This is a genomic window from Pedobacter sp. 01T416_2, from assembly GCF_056398925.1.
In genome coordinates, this window is sequence record NZ_JBFTQI010001051.1 from 1 (window position 1) to 1,559 (window position 1,559).

The following is a 1,559-nucleotide window of genomic DNA, read 5'->3' on the forward strand; positions in this document are numbered from 1 at the left end:
TCTTTAAACCAGAGGTTAACCCTGATTTGTATGGCGATATGTACCACAAAATCAGGATCAACTATTATCCGCCTCACGGTGATAACAAAGAAAGCTGGGATAACATCGATATTTTTGGTTGGTTAGGTTATAAAATGCAGATCAAGATCAATTTCCTTTGCCGCGATTCGATTTTAGCTGCACCGATTGTATTAGATCTTGCTTTGTTTATCGATTTGGCTAAACGTGCAAACCTATCGGGCATTCAGGAATGGTTATCATTCTACCTGAAATCGCCACAAACGATTCCAGGTGTACCTGCAGAAAACGATATTTTTAAACAGTTGATGAAACTTCAGAACACCTTACGTTACATCATGGGCGAAGAATTGATCACCCATTTAGGTCAGGATTATGAAGAAGAACTGATAGAAACAGTATAGTGTTTATCCACAAATTTCTTTCAACGGCTCTGGGAATCGGGTATATCGGCAAGGGCGCAGGTACTTATGCTGCTATAGCAACCTGCATCTGCTGGCATCTTTTCCAGAGCCCTTATACCAACCCTTATTTATGGCCGATACTTTTCACTATGCTCATCGTGATGTTGGGGGTGATGAGTGCCGATCGGGTGGAAGAGATTTGGGGAAAAGACCACGGTAGGGTGGTGATTGATGAAGTGGCAGGAATGTGCATCACCCTATTGTTTGTGCCTCTGAAATGGGAATACACACTAATAGGACTTGTTCTTTTTAGATTTTTCGATATCCTCAAGCCGCTTTACATCCGAAAACTCGAAGAATTGCCAGGTGGTTGGGGGGTAATGGCCGATGATGTGCTGGCCGGGATTTATGCAAATGTTATACTGCAACTGGTTGTTGCTTTAGAACTGTTTTAACCATGATGTTCACTTATCTAAAAGCACAGGCATCATCCTTAGTGGCCTCGGCAACAGATTTTGGTGTGACCATTATTGCCGTAAATCTTTTTGGCTGGTGGTATCTGGCAGCAAGTATTACAGGTACGGTTGCAGGTGGAGCAGTTAATTTTTATGTGAACCGGAAATGGGTTTTCGAAAGTGAATCTACCGCTATTAAATGGCAGGTGCTGAAATATATTTTGGTATGGGCCGGCAATCTGATCATCGTAACCGCGGGTGTGTTTATGCTCACCCATTTTTGTAGTCTCAATTATGTTCTCGCTAAAGTGCTCAGCTCAGTTATAACCGGGTTAAGCTACAATTATATCATGCAAAAGCAGTTTATTTTTTCAAGTTAAATGAAACCGATTTATTCATTTTTTCTCCTCGTGGTGCTCAGTTTTATTTTGCAGGTAAATGCTTTTGGCCAAAGAACAGTAGTATCTGGCATCGTGCGCGATGCGGTTACCAAAGAAACATTGCCCAATGTTTCCGTTTTTTTTAAGGATACTAAAATAGGCATACAAACCGATGTAAACGGAAAGTACACATTGGTTTCTCCCGATCCTCAAAACGAAATCACGTTTAATTATGTAGGTTATCGGGCGGCTTTTAAAAATGTTATACCATCTGCAACGCAGGAACTCGATATTGCATTGGT

4 protein-coding genes are annotated in these 1,559 nt (G+C 41.3%); all 4 read left to right on the forward strand.

Features of this window, described 5'->3' with window-relative positions:
• Positions 1-422 (forward strand): inositol-3-phosphate synthase (locus tag AC1DPQ_RS27245; RefSeq protein ID WP_477611489.1); only part of this gene is annotated, 422 nt, incomplete at its 5' end.
• The gene (locus AC1DPQ_RS27250) at positions 422-877 is read left to right on the forward strand and encodes a phosphatidylglycerophosphatase A family protein (protein ID WP_477578495.1); all 456 of its coding nucleotides are present in this window, start codon (positions 422-424) and stop codon (positions 875-877) included. The genes AC1DPQ_RS27245 and AC1DPQ_RS27250, both read left to right, overlap by 1 nt.
• A gap of 2 nt (positions 878-879) precedes the next feature.
• Positions 880-1,257 carry a GtrA family protein gene (locus tag AC1DPQ_RS27255; protein ID WP_477578496.1) on the forward strand — a complete coding sequence of 126 codons (378 nt, stop codon included), beginning with the start codon at positions 880-882 and terminating at the stop codon, positions 1,255-1,257.
• The coding region (locus AC1DPQ_RS27260) for a carboxypeptidase-like regulatory domain-containing protein (protein ID WP_477611490.1) at positions 1,258-1,559 on the forward strand (302 nt) is incomplete at its 3' end.

What these genes read in the sequence shown, in the direction of transcription:
- AC1DPQ_RS27255 (WP_477578496.1), top strand. Translation starts at nt 880, where the DNA reads ATGATGTTCACTTATCTAAAAGCACAGGCATCATCCTTAGTGGCCTCG.